Genomic DNA, 14376 nt, shown 5'->3' with positions numbered 1-14376 from the left:
CAAGACCACAACCGGGTCTTGAGGGCCGACGTCACGCACAGGCCCCGAATAAGCCAACAGCATCCGTCCTACGGTGCGGGGCTCCTCGCGTGTACGGTCATTCGAGGTGGGTCCGGGCAAGCGGTCGGGGCGGGGGGAAGGGAACGACATGGCGAAAACGGCAGGCTGGCTCGGCCGGCTCGGTCACAAGCTGAGCCGCATGGAGGCGAGGCTCGACGAGCGGCGGGCGGAGGTCGAGGCCGAGACCGGAGGCGATCTGCCGGTGCGCCCCGGGGCGCTCGACGCCGGCGTCGCGGCGGCGGCCGCCGCGTCCGACCCGTTCGCGGTCTCCGCCGGAACCTCGGCCGCGGGACCGGGCCTCGAGGGTGCCGGGCACCCGGCGCACTCCCGCGCCGGATACGCCGTCCCCGCGCGGCCCGATCCGGTCACCGTCATCCCGTGGGGCCTGCGCGTCGCCGCCGAGGCCAGCTGGCGGCTGCTGCTCCTCGCCGGGATGGTCTGGATCCTGATGAAGGTGATCAGCGAAGTCCGCCTGGTCGTCCTCGCCTTCGCGGCCGCCCTCCTGGTCACGGCGCTGCTCCAGCCCTTCGTGGTCCGGTTGCGCCGCCTCGGCATGCCCCGGGGTCCGGCCACCGCCGTCACCGCGATCCTCGGGTTCGTGGTCATCGGCCTGGTCGGCTGGTTCGTGGTCTGGCAGGTCATGGAGAACCTCGACGACCTCTCCGACCGGCTCCGCGACGGCATCAACGAGCTCAAACTCGCCGCGCTGGACAGCCCGTTCCACGTGACCGAGAAGCAGATCAACGACATCGCGAAGAACCTCAGCGAGACCATCGGCACCAACACCGAGCAGATCACCTCCGCCGGGCTGCAGGGCGTGACGGTCCTCGTCGAAGTGCTGACGGGCATGCTGCTCGCGATGTTCTCCACGCTCTTCCTGCTCTACGACGGCAAGCGCATCTGGACCTGGTCGCTCGGCCTGCTCCCGGCGGCCGCCCGTCCCGGCGTCGCGGGCGCCGGTCCGCGCGCCTGGCGCACCCTGACGGCGTACGTGCGCGGCACGGTCCTCGTCGCGCTCATCGACGCCATCTTCATCGGCCTCGGGCTGTACTTCCTCGATGTGACGATGGCCGTGCCGCTGGCCGTGTTCATCTTCCTGTTCGCCTTCATCCCGCTCGTCGGAGCGGTGATTTCCGGCGCCCTCGCCGTGGTCGTGGCGCTGGTGACCCAGGGGCCGTTCATCGGACTCATGGTGCTGCTGGTGGTCCTGGCGGTGCAGCAGATCGAGGGGCACGTGCTCCAGCCCTTCATCCTGGGCCGGGCGGTACGCGTACACCCGCTCGCGGTGGTGCTGTCGGTGGCGGCCGGCGGCATGGTCGCCGGCATCGGCGGGGCGGTCGTCGCCGTTCCGCTGGTCGCCGTCACCAACACCGTGGTCGGCTACCTGCGGGCCTACTCCCGCGATCAGTTCCACCTCGGGCTCGCCCCGGTCGGCCCCGGGCCGCGCGGGGCGACGGCCTTGGGACAGGCGCCCACCGAGACGGGGGAGACACGTAAGGGTGATAACGGAGCCTGAGTTCGACGGAAGCTGGTCCGGCCCGCCGGAGCGCCCGCTTGGCGCGCAGCGCCCGGATCCGGCCGAGCCACCGGATCCGTCGGCGACGCCGGTGACTTCGGCCGGTTCGGCCGCGTACGGGGACGCCCGCGGGCCCGGCCGCCGGCCCTGGCGGTGGGCGCTGGCCGGTGCGCTGCTCGCCTCCGTGCTGTGGGCGGGCGCGTGGTGGACGGTGGCCCCGCGGGACGACCGGCCGCCGATGCGGTACGCGTTGCCGTTGAGCCTGTGCGACGAGGCGAAGCTGCCCGTACTGGCCCGGCTCGCCGAGGTCGGCGGCTGGGAGTACACCCCCAGGCTGCACGAACACCCGGCCGTGGACCAAGCGCTCTGCATGCTGCGCAAGCCACCCCCCGGCTCGGAGGAGCCGGTGCCCGCGCCCTCGCTGTCGTACGAGGTCCAGGTCTCGGTGGCGCTGCACAAACGCACCGACCCCGACCCGGAGTTCGGTGCGGATCCCGGGGCGGTGGGCTGGATCGGCACGGTCATGCGGTCCCCGCGCTCGGTGCCGGGACTCGGTGAGCGGGCGCTGATCTCCGAGGCCGAGTACGGGAGGTGGTGGCGGCTGAGCGTGCTCGACGGGGGCGCGGTGTTCGCCCTGGACGTGATGGTGTGGAGGGGCGGCGCCGACGACGCGACCGACGGCCGGGCGACGGCGGGCACGGGGCCCGGGGCGGATCCGCCCGAGCCCGATTCCGACGCGATCCAGGCGGCGATGATCGACGACATGCACGGCCTGATGGCGAAACTGCGGCGCTGAGCCCTGCGTGCGCAAGGGCCCCCGCGGCCTGGAGGCTGCGGGGGCCCTGGTGCGCGTACGGGGGTGTTACTCGCCCATGAGGGAGGCCTCGGCGTCGAGGGTGACGGCGACGGCCTGGATCACCGAGGCGATCTTGAAGGCCTCCTGGACCGTCTCGCGGTCGACGCCGGCCTTGCGCAGGACCTGCTCGTGCGAGTCCAGGCACTGGCCGCAGCCGTTGATCGCGGAGACGGCGAGCGACCACAGCTCGAAGTCGACCTTCTCCACGCCCGGGTTGCCGATGACGTTCATCCGCAGGCCGGCGCGCAGGCTGCCGTACTCCGGGTCGGAGAGCAGGTGGCGGGTGCGGTAGAAGACGTTGTTCATCGCCATGATCGCGGCGGCCGACTTGGCGGCGGTGTACGCCTCCGGCGACAGGGCCGCCTTCGCCTCCGGCTCCAGCTCGCGCAGGACGCGCGGGGAGCGGGCGGCGATCGCGCAGGACAGGACGGTGCCCCACAGCTGCTGCTGGGTGAGGGTGTCCTGGTTGCCGATGACCGAGCCGAGGTTCAGCTTCAGGTCCTTGGCGAAGTCCGGTATGGCGGACTTGAGGGAGTCGAGGGACATCCGTCACTCACCGGCCAGCAGCGCGCCGGCGTCGATGGTGCTCTCGCCCTTGTTCCAGTTGCAGGGGCACAGCTCGTCGGTCTGCAGGGCGTCGAGGACCCGCAGGACCTCCTTGGGGTTACGGCCGACGGAACCGGCGGTCACCATGGAGAACTGGATCTCGTTGTTCGGGTCGACGATGAAGACCGCGCGCATCGGCAGGCCGTCCTGGCCGAGGATGCCCAGCTCCGTCGAGAGCTCGCGCTTGATGTCGGACATCATCGGGAAGGGCAGGTCGCGCAGGTCGGCGTGGTCCTTGCGCCAGGCGTGGTGCACGTACTCGGAGTCGAGCGAGAAGCCGAGGACCTGCGCGTCGCGGTCGGCGAACTCCTCGTTCAGCTTGCCGAAGGCGGCGATCTCGGTCGGGCACACGAAGGTGAAGTCCAGCGGCCACGCGAAGACGACCTTCCACTTGCCCTCGTAGGTCTTGTGGTCGATCTGAGCGAACTCGCTGCCTGCCTCGAGCGAGACGCAAGCGGTCAGGTCGTAGGCGGGGAACTTGTCACCGACAGTGAGCACGTGCTCTCCTTGCGGGAGGGGAAGTGGCCCTTTTGGGGCTTTCCGTGAGGGTTGGACTGTCTCAGATGCTGACACAGCTGCATTGATTGCGGAAATCGCTACCCTAGTGAGCAGTGATCGGAGGTGCCTATCAGTGGCGGTGGGTAACAGGGGAGCGAAACAACCGACCCTCGCGCAGCTGCGCGCCTTCGCGGCCGTCGCCGAGCACCTGCACTTCCGGGACGCGGCCGCCGCCATCGGCATGAGCCAGCCCGCGCTCTCCGGATCCGTCTCCGCGCTGGAGGAGGCCCTCGGCGTGCGGCTGCTGGAGCGGACCACGCGCAAGGTGCTGCTCTCCCCGGCCGGGGAGCGGATCGCGGTCCGCGCGCGGGCCGTGCTGGAGGCGCTGGGCGGGCTCCTGGAGGAGGCCGAGGCCGTGCGCGCCCCCTTCACCGGGGTGCTGCGGCTCGGGGTGATCCCCACCGTGGCCCCCTACCTGCTGCCGACCGTGCTCGGGCTCTTCCACCGCCGCTACCCCCGCATGGACCTCCAGGTCCACGAGGAGCAGACGGCCTCGCTGCTGGACGGCCTGGCCGGCGGGCGGCTCGACCTGCTGCTGCTCGCCGTGCCGCTCGGCGTCCCCGGCGTCACCGAACTGCCGCTCTTCGACGAGGACTTCGTACTCCTCCTGCCCCGCCAACACCCTCTGGCCGGACGCAAGGACATCCCGCGCGACGCACTGCGCGGACTCCAGCTGCTGCTCCTCGACGAAGGCCACTGCCTGCGCGACCAGGCCCTCGACATCTGCCGCGACGCCGGACGCAGCACCGGGGCCGACGTCACCACCACCGCCGCCGGGCTCTCCACCCTCGTACAGCTGGTCGCCGGGGGACTGGGCGTCACCCTGTTGCCGCGCACCGCGCTGCGCCTGGAGACCGCCCGCAACGACCAGCTGGCCACCGGGTACTTCGCCGAGCCCGCGCCCTCGCGGCGGGTCGCGCTGGCCATGCGCACGGGAACGGCCCGGCAGGAGGAGTTCCGGGCCGTCGCCGACGCGCTGCGCGAAGCCGTACGCCCGCTCCCCGTCTGGCTGACGGACTAGAGACGGGCGTACGGGGCTTCGTGCCCGACCGCGTACGTGCCCGACCGCGTACGTGCCCGACCGCGTACGTGCCCGACCGCGTACGTGCCCGACCGCGTACGGGGCCGACCGCGTACGGGGCCGGGCGCGCGCGGCGGTTGGTCCGGGCGGGCTACTCCGTGCGCAGCCCGTCCGGCCGCATCATGCGCAGCAGCGGCGGCAGGCTGAGCAGGGTGACCAGGACGACCATGCCCGCGCCGGCGCCCGCCAGCCCCAGGACCGGGCCCCAGGCGAAGCGGCCGGGCATCCCCGTCATCCCCAGCAGCACCGACCCGAGGGCCAGGCCCACCGCGCCCGCCAAGGCCATGGCCACGGTGACGGGCAGCGCGGTCTGCCACAGCACGGACAGGGCCAGCGTCCGGCGCGGAGTACCGAAGGCGACCAGGGCGGACAGCAGCTTCCGGCGCTCGCGCAGCTGCTCCAGCTGCGCGACGAGCAGGCTCAGGCCGATCAGCACCAGCACCAGGACCGCGCCGACGGACAGGCCGCTGCGGATCGAGCCGTACTGGGAGTCCCGGCGGGTCGCGACGAGCGTGCCCGCCGAGGCGGTCGGATCGGCGCGGAAGACGGCGTTCCGGGCGAGGTCGATGGCGTCGGGCACGGCCGGGTCCAGCTGCACGAACACGGTGCCGTACGGGTCGTTTCCGGCCAGCTGGGGCGCCGCCGAGGGGGTGGCCAGCACGCCGGTGCGCAGGTCGCCCATCGGATCCACCCGGCTCGCCGCGGTGCGGGCGTCCGCCGGAACGGTCCACCGCACGGGGGGCGACTGGTCGGCGTAGCCCATGACGGCGCCGACGAGGAGCTGTTCGCCGGGCCGGGCGGTGTCCGTGTACCTCCCGTAGCCCTGCGGCGTCGGCTCGTTCAGGACGAACACGTCGCCGTCCCGGCAGGTTTCCAGGCGCGCGACCTCCCGCAGGGCCTCGCAGGTGCCCACCGTGAACTGGACGAGCCGGTTCTCGGCGGGGATTTCACCGGCCGCGTCGTAGTGGGTCAGTGCCGTGGCCTTGGCGACGCCCCGCACCCCGGCCAGCTCCTTGCCGAGCGCCTCGGCCGCGCCCGCCTCCTTCCACCCGTGGCCGGAGACCGCCAGGGAGGCGCGGCCCGGATCCTGGCCGGTGTCCGCGGTGTAGGAGGACTCGGTGCCCGCGAAGAGCATCTGCAGGGCGATGGCACCGGCCACCGCGACGGCGATCCCGTTGACCAGCCGGGCCGCCGAGCCGCTGGAGACCTGGAGCCGGCGCACGGCGAGCTGCCAGGAGACCGGGCCGCCGGACAGTACGCCCACCAGGCGCTCCAGCAGCCACGGCAGCAGCGCCGTGACGCCGACCAGTAGCAGGACCACGCCCGTGCAGACCCGCGCCCGGTCGAAGGTGAAGCGGTCGTCGACCCCGCCCACCGGCGCGAGCAGGGCGATGCCACCGACCGGCAGCAGCAGTCGCCACCAGATCCGTCGCCGGACCGGCCCTGCCGACCGTACGACGCCCAGCGGCTCGATGATCACGCCGCGCAGCGTGAACAGCGCCACGGCCACGGAGGCGGCCGGCACCGCGAGGACGACGAGCGCGGCCAGCCACCAGCTCGGATCGAGGTCCGCGGGGAAGACGCTGCGCCGGTTCAGCGTGACGCTGCCGACGAGCCGGCGGGCGATCAGGAAGAAGGCCGTGCCCAGCCCGAGCCCGATCAGGGATCCGGCCAGGGCCTCGCCCGCCGCGATCCGGCGGACCATCCGGCCGTCGGCGCCGACCAGCCGCAGGGCCGCGAGGCGGCGGTCACGGCGGTCGCCGCCGAAGCGGATGGCGGCCGCGACGAACACGACGACCGGCATGAGCAGTGCCACGAAGGTCAGGACGAGCATCAGGGCCAGAACCGGGTCCAGTTCGTCCGGCTCGATGTCGTCGCCGAAGGCGTTGGCCCGCTCGGCGGCGGCCGGCTCGTCGCCCGGGAGCAGCTGGAGGCGGTCTTCGCCCAGGTAGAAGACCAGCTCGCCCGGGCCGACGAGGCCGGCGTCGCCGATGACTTCGGTGATCTCGCCGCCCAGGCGCTCGCGCAGCAGCGCGCCCTCGCCGGACTCCAGCAGGTCGGCGAGGGCGGGCGAGACCGCCAGCTGCCCCGGCCCGGGGATCTTCGTCAGGCCCGGCGGGTGGGGCGCGTGCGGGCCCTCCGCCTTGATGAGGACGCCGTCGATCTCCTTGCCGCGGTACTCCTGGTTGGCCGACGCGATGAGCAGCGTGTCGGGTCCGGGCCCGTCGAGCCGGCGCGTGCTGACGGGGCCGCGCGCGTCGCCGCGGTCGGTACGGGCGGTCAGGGCGCTGGGCAGGGCGGCCGTGACGAGCAGCAGGGCGACGCCCAGGCCGACGCCGACCCCGGTGAACAGGGTGCGGATCCAGCTGTCGCGGCCGCCGCCGAAGGCGAAGCGGACGCCCATGGCGAGATCGCGGGACCACGCTCGGGTGTTCGTGGCCAGGTTCATATGACGTGTTCCATGTCCCGCGCCCGGCCGTCGCGTACGAGGATCTCGCGGTCGGAGTACGCCGCCACGCGCGTCTCGTGCGTGACGAGCACGACGGCGGCGCCCGCGGAGCGGGCCGCCTCGGTCAGCAGGCGCATCACCAACTCGCCGTTGAGGGAGTCCAGCGCGCCCGTGGGCTCGTCGGCGAAGACGACCCGGGGCCGGGTGACGAGCGCGCGGGCGATGGCCACGCGCTGGCCCTGGCCGCCGGAGACCTCGCCGGGGCGACGGCCGCCGACGTGGTCCACCTCCAGCTGGGCCATCCACTCCAGCGCGGTCGCCTCGGCCTCCTTGCGCTTCACGCCGTTCAGGCGGAGCGGGAGCGCGACGTTCTCCAGGCAGGTCAGCTCCGGTACGAGCCGGCCGAACTGGAAGACGAAGCCGAACTCGCTGCGGCGCAGGGCGCTGCGCCCGGCGTCGCTCATGCCCGCGATCTCGCGGCCCGCGTACGTGACGGAGCCGGAGTCGGGCGGGACGATTCCGGCCAGGCAGTGCAGCAGGGTCGACTTGCCGGAGCCGGAGGGGCCCATGACGGCGACGATCTCGCCGGGGTGGATGGAGAAGTCGACGCCGTCGAGGGCGTGGGTGCTCCCGTAGGCCTTCCGCAGGTCCTGGGCGGCGAGCAGGGTGCCGGACGGGATCCTCATCGGCGCATCTCCCGGGCGAGTTGGTCGAGGCGGGCGGCGGTGAGCTCCAGCCAGCGCAGGTCGGCGTCCAGGTGGAACAGGGCGTGGTCGCAGATCAGCTGGTCGGCGAGGTCGCCCTTGCGCTTGCGCTGGGTCAGGGTGCGCATGAGGCGCAGGTGCTCGGAGCGCTGGGTGTCGAGCAGTTCCTGGGCGCTGCGGCCGGTGAGCAGCGCGAGGACGACCTTGGTGTAGAGCGTCGAGTGGAGATACGGCTCCGGCTTCTCGGGGGTCGCGAGCCAGGCCGCGACGTCGCTGATGCCGGCGTCGGTGATGGCGTACCGCTTGCGCTCGGGACCGCCGCCGCTCTCCACCCCGTCGACCTCCACGAGGCCGTTCTTCAGGAGCCGGGACATGGTCGAGTAGACCTGCCCGTAGGCGAGGGGACGGTCGTGGCCGAACGTCTCGTCGAAGGCGCGTTTGAGGTCATAGCCGTGGCGTGGCCCGGCCTCCAGGAGGCCGAGCAGTGTGTGGGCGATGGACATGAGGCGGACTCTACACGCCGTGTATACGCTCGGTGTATAGAGGGGGACGGTAGTCGGCGGGACGACGAGAAGGACCCCTGGGGCGAGGTGCCCCAAGGGTCCTTGGTCGAGCGGTGCGCAGCGGGCGCGGGATCAGGCGGGGGGCTTCGGCGGCCGCCCGCGGGGCGGGATGGGTCCCGCCCCGCCGGGCAGCCGGCCGGCCTCGGCCAGGGCGCGGCGGAGCAGGAACCCGATCTGCGCGTTGGCGCTGCGCAGTTCCTCGCCCGCCCACCGCGCGAGCGCGTCGTGCACCTGCGGATCGAGCCGCAGCAGCACTTGCTTGCGGGCCTGCCGGGCGGGCTTGGACCCGGCGGCGGTCCCGGGCTCCGCGGCGCCGGGCTCCGCGTCCCCGGGCTCCGCCGCGCCGGACCCTCCCGCGGGCTGCGTACCGCCGTCGGGGCTCACTGGTAGAGGGTGCCCGTGTTGATGACCGGCTGGGCCGCGCGATCACCGCACAGGACCACCATCAGGTTGGACACCATCGCCGCCTTCCGTTCGGGGTCGAGGTCCACGATGTCCTGCTCCGCGAGGCGGTTCAGGGCGAGTTCGACCATACCCACCGCGCCCTCGACGATCTGCTTGCGCGCCGCGACCACGGCCCCCGCCTGCTGGCGCTGGAGCATCGCCGAGGCGATCTCCGGGGCGTACGCGAGGTGCGTGAAGCGGGACTCGATGATCTGGACGCCGGCCGCCTCGACCCGGGTGGACAGCTCGACGGCGAGCTTCTCGGTGATCTCCTCGGCGTTGCCGCGCAGCGACAGGCCGCCGTCCTCGTGGGCGTCGTAGGGGTACTCGATCGCGATGTGCCGGACGGCCGCCTCGGTCTGGGTCTCGACGAACTCGGTGAAGTCCTCGACCTCGAACACGGCCCGGGCGGTGTCCTCGACCCGCCACACCACGACCGCCGCGAGCTCGATCGGGTTGCCGTAGGCGTCGTTCACCTTCATGACGGGCGTCTCGTGGTTGCGCACCCGGGTGGAGAGGGGCAGGCGGGACGTCAGCGGGTTGACCCAGCGCAGTCCGTCGATGCGGATCGTGCCGCGGTAGCGGCCGAACAACTGGACCACGCGGGCCTCGCCCGGCGCGACCGTGTTCAGCCCGCTCATGGCGACGACGGAGGCGATGATCAAGGCGACGCCCGCCGCGATCAGGCTCCCCTTGGCCGCGGCGGCCCCGGCCACCGCGCCGATGGCGATCAGGCCCGCCCCGCCGAGCACCCCGGCCAGGCCGAGCAGCAGCGCGAGCCCGCCGCCCACGCTGCGCGCGGGGAACTCCCGTATGTCGGCGGTGGCGGCGATCCCGGTGCCGGTCTCGATCGCGGTCCCGGTCGTGGACGCGGTCGTGGACGTGGTCGTGGACGTGGTCGTCGTGCCCGTCTCGTTCGTCATGGTCTGCCCCGTTCCTTCAGCGGCAGCCGGTCGGACTGCCTAGCAAAGTGATATCACTTTTCTGCGTCCGTCGACAGTCCGTCGACAGTCCGTTGACAGCCCGTCGGCAGTCCGCGGCAACCCGGAAGGCCCGGCACGCGTCGGTTCCATTGGGGCGGGTGCTGATTCTCACGTCCGAATTGACCGGAATTGGCATTGGTTCACCAGCCTTTGTCACAACCTGCGGTGTTAGCTTTCTGAGCTGGCATCGGGGGTAATCGAGCGGAGCGGGAGCGATGGGCCGAGCAGAAGCGCGAAAGGCGCAGCAGCAGCGCGGTGCGCGACGAGCGCCGCGCGGGCGCGTCAAAGACGGGGGCGGGAAGGCCGGCAAGCCGACCGGCATACGACGCTTCTTCACCTGGAAGAAGATCCTCGGGACCTTCTTCGGGATGATCCTGCTCGGCATGGTGGCCCTGGTCGGCCTCTACTTCTCCGTAGAACCGCCGGACCCGAACGAAAACGCGCTGACCGAGAACAACGTCTACAAGCTGGCCGACGGCACGGTCCTGGCCCAGGTGGGCAAGACCAACCGTCAGATCGTGCCGATCGCCAAGATCCCGAAGGACGTGCAGAACACCTTCATCGCGATCGAGAACAAGTCCTTCTACGAGGACCGCGGCGTCGACCTCAAGGGCGTGGCCCGAGGCCTGTTCAACACGGCCACGGGCAAGGGCAAGGCCGGCGGCTCGACGATCACCCAGCAGTACGTCAAGAACTTCTACCTGACCCAGGACCAGACCGCGACGCGCAAGCTGAAGGAACTGGTCATCTCCCTCAAGGTCGACCAGAAGATGAAGAAGCCCGAGATCCTCGCGGGCTACCTCAACACCAACTTCTACGGGCGCAACGCCTACGGCATCCAGGCCGCGGCCCAGGCCTACTACGGGGTCGACGCCGAAAAGCTGACCCTGGAACAGGGCGCGTACCTCGCCGCCCTCCTCCAGGCCCCCAACCAGTACGACTGGGCGACCGCCGGCCCGAACGGCAAGCGCCTCGTGATGGTCCGCTTCAACGCCGTACTCGACAACATGGTCGAGATGGGCGAACTGGACGCGGCCAAGCGCAAGACCATGCAGTTCCAGGAGCCGATCAAACCCAAGCCGGTCGCGGGCATGGAGGGCCAGAAGGGCTACCTGCTCCAGGCCGCGGACGAAGAGCTCAAGCGCCAGACCGGCATGACCGATGCCGAACTCAAGCTCGGCGGCTGGGAGATCACCCTCACCATCGACCCGAAGAAGCAGGCCGCCCTGGAGGCGGCCGTGCAGGAAGAGCTGGAGTCCAAGCTCGACCGCAAGGGCCGCGCCGTCGACTCCGCCGTCCAGGCGGGCGCCACCTCCGTCGACCCGAAGACCGGCTCGATCCTCGCGATGTACGGCGGCACCGGGCTGAGCGAGCAGTGGGCGAGCAACGCCCTGCGCAAGGACTTCCAGCCCGGCTCCACCTTCAAGCCGGTCGTGCTCGCCTCCGCCCTGGAGAACAAGTCGACCACGCAGGGCGGCAAGCCGATCACCCCGAACACCCTCTACGACGGCACCAGCAAGCGCGAAGTCGTGGGCAGCAGCATCCCGTTCAACCCGCAGAACCAGGACGACAAGGACTACGGCAACCCGATGATGACGGTGCAGTCCGCCACCAACTCGTCGGTCAACTCCGTCTACGCCCAGATGATCGTGGACACGAAGCCGGAGAACGCGAAGAAGACGGCCCTGGCCCTCGGCATGCAGGACCGCGAGGGCTGGCCCGCGGACAAGCCGGCCATGTCGCTCGGCACCATGAGCGCCGACACCGCCGAGATGGCCGGGGTCTACGCCACCTTCGACAACCACGGCAAGAAGGTCACGCCGAACATCATCAAGTCGGCCGAGCACAAGACCCGCGAGTTCAAGCCGGTCGTACCCATCGGTGACCAGGCCATCAGCCGCAAGACCGCCGACACGGTCACCAAGGTGCTCACCGGCGTCGTCGAGGACGGCTCCGGCAAGGCGGTGAGGAGCTCGGCCTACGAGGCCGCCGGCAAGACGGGTACCACCGAGAAGAACGTGGCCGCCTGGTTCACCGGATTCACCCCGGACCTGGTCACCGTCGTCGCCATGTTCGGCGACGAGCCCGGCACCCACGTCCAGACCTCCCTGACGGGTACCGCGGGCGGCGGCCGCGCGGGTGGCTCCAGCTTCCCGGCCGCGATCTGGAAGAACTACACGCTCGCCGCCCTCAAGGGCGAGAAGAGCTCCTCCTTCGACCTCGACGAGGCGGACATGGGCCCGACCCAGGCCCCGCCGACGAGCACCATCCCGTCGAGCCCGTCGAGCCCGTCGAGCCAGTCCGCCCCCCCGCCGGCGCCGAGCACCACGCCGCCGCCGACGCCCACCCCGGACCCGACCCCGTCGAAGACGCCTCCGACGACCCCGCCGCCGACCCCGACCCCGTCGAAGCCGACGCCCACCCCCTCGAAGACGCCCCCCACGACGCCCGCTCCGCCGCCGATGCCCAACCTGTAGGCGCCGCGGCGCACGCGCCGGGTCCGACCCGGCCCGGGCGCCGTACGCACCACCGCCCCGCAGGCACGCAGCCTGCGGGGCGGTGGTCTGTACGGCGCCGGTCCCGCTCCCGGCCCGCGGTTCAGTGCCGGTCGGGCGAACCGGGCAGGGCGAGCTCGAACCAGACGACCTTTCCGCTGCTCAGCCGGGTGGCGCCCCAGCGGCGGGCCATCCTGTTGACCAGGAACAGGCCGCGCCCGCCCTCGTCGGTGTCCCGCGCCCGGCGCTGGCGCGGCAGCTGCGGGGAGTCGTCGCCGACCTCGCAGCGCAGCACGTCCGTCTTCAGGAGGCGCAGCGTGACCGGGCGCTCGGCGTACCGCACGGCGTTCGTCACGACCTCCGAGACCAGCAGCTCCAGTGAGTCCTCGAGCTCCTCCAGCCCCCAACGGGCCAGCGCGCGGCGGGCGAACCGGCGGGCCCGGCCCGGAGCGGTCTCCTCCGGATCCAGGAACCAGTACGCCACGTCACTGGGCGCGATCCCGTCGAAGCGGGCCGCCAGCAGCGCGATGTCGTCGTCCCGGTCGCCGGGGCCCAGCATGTCCAGGATGTCGTCGCACAGGGCCTCCAGCGGCGGCGGATGGTCCAGCCCCGTCAGCTGCGCGGTCGTGGCGAGGCGCTCGCGGAGCTGCTCGATGCCGGTCCACACGTCCCGCAGCCGGGACTCGACCAACCCGTCGGTGTACAGCACGAGGGTGGCCCCGGCCGGGGCGTCCAGCTCCACGGCCTCGAAGTCCACGCCGCCGACGCCGATGGGAGCGCCCGGGGGCACGCGCAGCACCTCGGCGCGGCCGCCCAAGTGCAGCAGGACCGGCGGCGGGTGGCCGGCGTTGGCGATGGTGATCCGGTGGGCGACCGGGTCGTAGACCGCGTAGAGGCAGGTGGCCATCCGGTCGGAGCCCAGGCGCTGCGCCTGCTCGTCCAGGTGGTGCAGGACCTCGGCGGGCGGCAGGTCGAGCTGCGCCAGCGTCTGGGCCGTCGTACGGAGCTGACCCATGATCGCGGCCGAGGTCATGGAGTGGCCCATGACGTCGCCGACGACGAGTGCGACGCGGCTGCCGGGCAGGGGTATGGCGTCGTACCAGTCGCCGCCGACCCGGGCGGTCTCGGCGGCGGGCAGGTAGCGGCTGGCGAGGCGGACACCGGTGGGCTGGGGGAGGCTGTCGGGCAGCATCGTGCGCTGGAGCTCGTCGGCGATGTACGCCTCGCGCCCGTAGAGCACGGCCTTGTCGATGCCCAGCGCGGTGTGGGTGGCCAACTGCGCGGCGACCAGCAGGTCGTTCGTCTCGAAGGCGGGCCGCTCGGGGGTGCGCAGGAACACGGCCGCGCCGATGACCCGGCGCCGGCCTCGCAGCGGCGCGAGGATGGCCCGCTGGCCGCGCGGTACGGGGTGGTCCGCGCCCAGCAGCTCCGGCAGCGCGGCGCGGGCGGCCGCGGAGGAGCCGAAGACGGGCCGTACTCCGCGCAGGACCTCGGCGAGGGCCCCTCCGGGGCGGATCTCGCAGAGCTCGGCGGCCGGCAGGTCACCCTGCGGGCCGACCAGTGCGAGCTGGCTGAAGTCGAGCTCGCCGCCCGAGGTGGTGGCACCGGCGGTGCCGCTGCCCGTGGCCGCGGCCGTGGCGCCGCCGGTGAACTCGTCGATGGGCCGGAGTCGGTCGGTGCGCCGGAGCCTTAAAACGACCGGTCCGACGGGGCGTTCGTCGCCGACGGGAAGCGGGTCCCGGAGGTAGACGAGGATGGCGTCGGAGAAGGTCGGCACGGTGGCCCGGCACAGCCCGAGCACGATCTCGTCGAGGTCGATCCCGCGCGCGATCCGGCGGGTGGCGGCCCCGACGAAGCGCAGCCGGTCGCCTTCCCTGCGCGCGATGGTCTCGGGCCCGGCGACGGACGCGGAAGCCGTTACGGATCCGGCGCCCTGACCCGTGCCCGTGCCCGTACCCGTGCCCGTGCCCGTGACCGCGCTCTGGCCGGACGCGGATCCGGCGGCGGCGCCGTCCTGGCGGGCGCTGGCGGTGGCGCTGGCGGCGGTGGCCGCCGCCGCGG

At 72.4% G+C, this 14376-nt stretch carries 12 protein-coding genes; 4 read left to right on the top strand and 8 right to left on the bottom strand.

All coding sequences use genetic code 11. The features are described from left to right. Positions 1-148 precede the first annotated feature (148 nt). Both J7E97_RS10285 and J7E97_RS10280 read left to right on the top strand, forming a co-directional pair. Positions 149-1576, top strand: coding sequence for an AI-2E family transporter (locus J7E97_RS10285; protein WP_215024716.1), 1428 nt, complete (start codon positions 149-151; stop codon positions 1574-1576). After that, positions 1560-2372, top strand: coding sequence for a hypothetical protein (locus tag J7E97_RS10280; RefSeq protein ID WP_215024713.1), 813 nt, complete (start codon positions 1560-1562; stop codon positions 2370-2372). Before J7E97_RS10285 ends, J7E97_RS10280 begins: the two co-directional genes overlap by 17 nt. Before the next feature lie 66 nt (positions 2373-2438). Here J7E97_RS10280 and J7E97_RS10275 read toward each other — a convergent pair whose 3' ends face one another. Next, complete coding sequence (locus J7E97_RS10275) at positions 2439-2978, bottom strand: alkyl hydroperoxide reductase (protein ID WP_215024710.1); 540 nt, start codon at positions 2976-2978, stop codon at positions 2439-2441. A 3-nt stretch (positions 2979-2981) separates the two neighbouring features. Beyond that, positions 2982-3536, bottom strand: coding sequence for a peroxiredoxin (locus J7E97_RS10270; RefSeq protein WP_215024707.1), 555 nt, complete (start codon positions 3534-3536; stop codon positions 2982-2984). Positions 3537-3669: 133 nt separating this feature from the next. Here J7E97_RS10270 and J7E97_RS10265 point away from each other — a divergent pair, with 133 nt between their 5' ends. Beyond that, a complete protein-coding gene (locus tag J7E97_RS10265) occupies positions 3670-4617 on the top strand; it encodes a hydrogen peroxide-inducible genes activator (protein ID WP_215024704.1) in 948 nt (315 codons plus the stop codon). Between the two features lie 151 nt (positions 4618-4768). On the opposite strand, the gene J7E97_RS10260 is transcribed toward J7E97_RS10265, so the two are convergent. The 5 genes from J7E97_RS10260 to J7E97_RS10240 form a co-directional block, all read right to left on the bottom strand. Next, positions 4769-7126 carry an FtsX-like permease family protein gene (locus J7E97_RS10260; RefSeq protein ID WP_215024702.1) on the bottom strand — a complete coding sequence of 786 codons (2358 nt, stop codon included), beginning with the start codon at positions 7124-7126 and terminating at the stop codon, positions 4769-4771. Beyond that, positions 7123-7812 carry an ABC transporter ATP-binding protein gene (locus J7E97_RS10255; RefSeq protein ID WP_215024699.1) on the bottom strand — a complete coding sequence of 230 codons (690 nt, stop codon included), beginning with the start codon at positions 7810-7812 and terminating at the stop codon, positions 7123-7125. The genes J7E97_RS10260 and J7E97_RS10255 overlap by 4 nt, the downstream gene beginning before the upstream one ends. After that, positions 7809-8333 carry a PadR family transcriptional regulator gene (locus tag J7E97_RS10250; RefSeq protein ID WP_215024696.1) on the bottom strand — a complete coding sequence of 175 codons (525 nt, stop codon included), beginning with the start codon at positions 8331-8333 and terminating at the stop codon, positions 7809-7811. Before J7E97_RS10250 ends, J7E97_RS10255 begins: the two co-directional genes overlap by 4 nt. Before the next feature lie 132 nt (positions 8334-8465). Continuing rightward, positions 8466-8777: a hypothetical protein gene (locus J7E97_RS36795; RefSeq protein WP_215024694.1), complete on the bottom strand. Its 312-nt coding sequence runs from the start codon at positions 8775-8777 to the stop codon at positions 8466-8468. After that, positions 8774-9760, bottom strand: a complete 987-nt coding sequence (locus tag J7E97_RS10240) for an SPFH domain-containing protein (protein ID WP_215024691.1) — start codon at positions 9758-9760, stop codon at positions 8774-8776. Before J7E97_RS10240 ends, J7E97_RS36795 begins: the two co-directional genes overlap by 4 nt. Before the next feature lie 275 nt (positions 9761-10035). Between J7E97_RS10240 and J7E97_RS10235 the strand changes: the two genes are divergently transcribed. Next, positions 10036-12297, top strand: a complete 2262-nt coding sequence (locus J7E97_RS10235) for a transglycosylase domain-containing protein (protein ID WP_215024688.1) — start codon at positions 10036-10038, stop codon at positions 12295-12297. Positions 12298-12418: 121 nt separating this feature from the next. On the opposite strand, the gene J7E97_RS10230 is transcribed toward J7E97_RS10235, so the two are convergent. After that, the coding region (locus J7E97_RS10230; RefSeq protein WP_251054203.1) for an ATP-binding SpoIIE family protein phosphatase at positions 12419-14376 on the bottom strand (1958 nt) is incomplete at its 5' end.

The sequence above is a fragment of the Streptomyces sp. ISL-66 genome, assembly GCF_018614135.1.
GTDB lineage: Bacteria > Actinomycetota > Actinomycetes > Streptomycetales > Streptomycetaceae > Streptomyces.
This window is presented reverse-complemented; position numbering and strand designations above follow the sequence as displayed.